Genomic DNA, 3,586 nt, shown 5'->3' with positions numbered 1-3,586 from the left:
CACTCCATAAGCCGACCACCCATGAATCACGCAACCCGGTCCGAGGGAATCCCAGCGGGGATCCAAAAATCAAAAAATGCCAAAGTAGTGCTAGTTTCGGGAATCTGCACAGGTCCGTTGAGTGGTCTTTCCGCCTGTGAGCAGCCAAGATGGCTTGGCGAACAGGAGAGAAGATGTCGAGACGACCGCGCCGGAACCACATCCCGGCCTTCAAAACGAAAATGGCGCTGGCTGCCATCAAGGGCGAGAAGACGCTCGCCGATTTGACTCAGCAGTACGATGCCCACGCGAACCAGATCACGACGTGGAAGTCGCAGTTCCTCGACGGCGCTGCCGGCGTGTTCGGCGCCGAGGCGCGATCCGATCCCGATAGGCCGCCGATCGACCTGAGGGCTCTCCACGCGAAGATCGGCGAGTTGACGCTGATCGACTTTTTTTAGCCGGAGCGCTCGTGAAGGCCGGCCTTCCGAGCGCAAGGCGATGATCGACCCCGTGCACGAACTGCCGATCTCGAAACAGGCGAAGGCTCTCGGGATCAGCCGAGGCTGCGTCTATTACGTGCCTAAGCCGGTGCCACCCGTCGATCTGGCGATCATGCGGCGGATCGACGAGCTTCATCTGAACTACCCGTTCGCGGGCAGCTGGATGATGGCGGCCCTGCTGGCGAACCAGGGTGTCGATGTCGGTCGCCGACATGTTCGCACCCTGATGAAGAAGATGGGGGTCGAGGCGATCTACCGAAAGCCGAACACCTCGAAGCCGGCGGTCGGGCACAAGATCTATCCGCACCTGCTGCGAAAGCTGAAGGTCGAGCGGCTGAACCAGGTTTCCCCCGCGCGGAGGAGGCCATCGAAGATGTGCGTCAAGACGCTTTTACCAACTCCCCCAAACGCGGGCAGGGACGCAAAATGTTCAGTATATGACAAGAACAGCATCAAAACGTCTACTCTACGACATAGAATCAATTAAATGAACAATACGCCGCCTGAGGGCGAATGGCCTTAAGGCTTTAACAACAAATAGATTTCGCAAAAGCTGCGAGAGGTGGCATATAATTTGCTGCGCATTTTCGTAGGAGAGGGGGGCATCCACGCCCGCCCTTCCCTTTTGATCCCAGTGCGGCTCTCTGGCGAGCGGCTTCCTCCCGTCCCATTGGAGATAAACAATGTACCAGGTGCCAGTTGATGAATTAGTGCCGCCCAGTGCGGCCGTCGGGCTGAGCCTCAAGGAGGCCGCTTACATTCTAGACGAAGCGCAAGATCGTCCTTTGTTGCCTTCGGAGATCAGGGCGTTCATCGGCATGATCAACACGCCCGATTTTAGCAAGATTAAGGCCATGGTCCTTGACTACTCTGCCCGCCTCAGGACGAAGAAGTATGGTCGCTCAGTTTTTACGATGTCTCCTGTGGAGTTTACAAATCGCTGTGCGTCTAACTGTGATTTTTGTGGTTGGCGCGCCGACAACACGCAAATGGGGCGCCTAACCATTGATGAGGAGATGGTCGAGGTGCAAGCTCAGTATCTTCTTGAGAAGGGCATAGATGATATTGAACTTGTAGGCGGCGACGACATCCGATTTGTCCGGGATGCCCTTCCACTTCTCCTGCGGCGGTTGAGATCGCGCATCTCTACAAGGAGCGTCCGCCAGCTGTTATTTTCCACGATGGCCCTTACGGAGTCGCAATATAGGAATCTGGCTGCCTGCGGTGCAGACGGAGTGATAATGTGGCAAGAGACGTACGATGAGGCCCTGTACAATCGACACATCTCGTGTGGGCCAAAAGCGCACGGAATCGACGATGACTTCCGTGTTGTGCAGAATGGAAATGGTTTCTTGTTCAGGCTGCAGAGTCAGGATCGAGCAGCCAAAGCTGGTCTAAATCTTTCAGTGGGATCAATGCTTGGTCTAAACAAAGACGTCGCGTTTGATGTGTTGGCGACCGTGCACCACGCGCGGTATCTCTGCACTAAGTATGCGCCGGTACGGCCTCTGATTATAGGCATGCCGACTTGGAACAAGTTAACGACACCTGAGACAGACAAACGTCCCGAGCAACTCATAGACATAGAGGAATGTTTCTCATTCTTCGCTTCCCTCTATCTCTTGGCGTTGTCTGATCTAAATGTCTGGGTATTTCCTACATGTCGCGTTTCAATGGCGTCTCATATCGCGGCGGTAAGAGCCGCAGGCGCATATACGTCAACAGAAGTAAAAACAGGACCGGGGGGATATTTGGTTGATGCATTGCGGAATGTAGATCCCGAAAGACGCCGAGCTATAATCGAAAACGTGCACGGTGAATTCGGTGACAAAAAGCTCAGATCAGATGCTCTACTGGAGAAGATCGACGCTTGTGAGCAGTTTCAACATTATTACTACCATCATGAAGATTTTGTGCGTGCGTTAAACGATGCGGGCATCAATGTCCGTCGTCAGATCAGTTGAGACTGATCAGGCGGTTTGAGAAGGAAGGCTCTGGCTCATGGGGGGGGGGAGTTTAAGCTGCTCGCAATTGATGCTGCAAGCGGCGATCTGCGATGGTGTTGCGCTTGATGCGTTTTCGCTCGGCGAGGATCGCCTCAGCCCTGCCGAACATGCCCCGGCACGCCCCGCAGCACGAACGGGTCCGTCAGCGCGTCGATGACCGCAGTCGAGTTGAGCTTGCGGTCGATACGGCTTGCCAGGCACTCCCTGGTGAAATCGTCGATCACGTTCAGCATGCGGAACTTCCGCCCGTTATGGGTGCGATCCTCGACGAAGTCGTAGGACCAGACATCGTTGGGATATTCAGGCCGCAGCCGCACGCAGGACCCCTCATTGAGCCAGAGCCGGCCCTTCTTCGGTTGCTTGCACGGCACCTTGAGCCCCTCCCGCCGCCAGATCCGCTCGACCCGTTTGACGTTCACCGTCCAGCCGGAGGCCTGCAACAGAGCCGTGATCCGCTGATATCCATAACGCCCGTATCGGGTGGCAAGTTCGATGATGTCGGCGGTCAGGCCCGCCTCATCGGCACGGCCCACTGGCACCTTGCGTTGCGTGGATCGATGCTGCCCCAGAACCCGACATGCGAGCCGCTCCGATACGCCGAGCTTGGCCACGACGTGCGCGATGCAGCGACGGCGACGGGCGGGGCTCAGAAGTTTCCCGACGCAGCCTCCTTCAGGATCAACTTCTCCAGCGTCAGATCCGAAACCGCCTTGCGCAGGCGTTCGTTCTCCTTCTCCAGATCCTTCAGCCGCTCACCTGGTCGCTCTTCAGCCCGCCGAACTCTTTGCGCCAGCGATAATAGGTGAACGCCGTCACCCCGATGGCCCGGATCGCCTCCGAAACCGGGCGCCCCGGTGACGCCAAAACGTCGACCTGCCGAAGCTTCGCGACGATCTCTTCCGGCTTGTGCTTCTTCTGCGCCATCACGCCATCCTCCAAACGCCCCAAAAGCCTACTTCACGGAGGACCACTTTTCAGGGGCAGGCCACAACCTCGATGCCTCTAAAGCCCCGCACAAAACCGCCACAGCTCATCGATCTCGGCCGGGCCCATGTCCAGCATGGCGCCGAGCGTGTCCACCAGCGGATTGGTGCGCTG

The 3,586-nt window shown here is 57.1% G+C and carries 1 protein-coding gene and 2 pseudogenes; 2 read left to right on the top strand and 1 reads right to left on the bottom strand.

Annotated features, from left to right (window positions below):
- Positions 1-173 precede the first annotated feature (173 nt).
- Together YU1_RS34620 and YU1_RS33795 are read left to right on the top strand one after the other, a co-directional pair.
- Positions 174-828: pseudogene (locus YU1_RS34620) on the top strand (IS3 family transposase); the annotation flags it as partial.
- A gap of 337 nt (positions 829-1,165) precedes the next feature.
- Positions 1,166-2,446, top strand: coding sequence for a hypothetical protein (locus YU1_RS33795; RefSeq protein WP_156922482.1), 1,281 nt, complete (start codon positions 1,166-1,168; stop codon positions 2,444-2,446).
- Between the two features lie 143 nt (positions 2,447-2,589).
- Here the strand turns inward: YU1_RS33795 and YU1_RS31290 are convergent.
- Positions 2,590-3,412: pseudogene (locus tag YU1_RS31290) on the bottom strand (IS3 family transposase); the annotation flags it as partial.
- Between the last annotated feature and the right edge of the window lie 174 nt (positions 3,413-3,586).

It is taken from the genome of Azorhizobium doebereinerae UFLA1-100, assembly GCF_000473085.1.
Classification (GTDB): Bacteria; Pseudomonadota; Alphaproteobacteria; order Rhizobiales; family Xanthobacteraceae; genus Azorhizobium; species Azorhizobium doebereinerae.
Note: the sequence above shows the minus strand (reverse complement) of the source record. Positions and strands in the feature narration are given on the sequence as shown.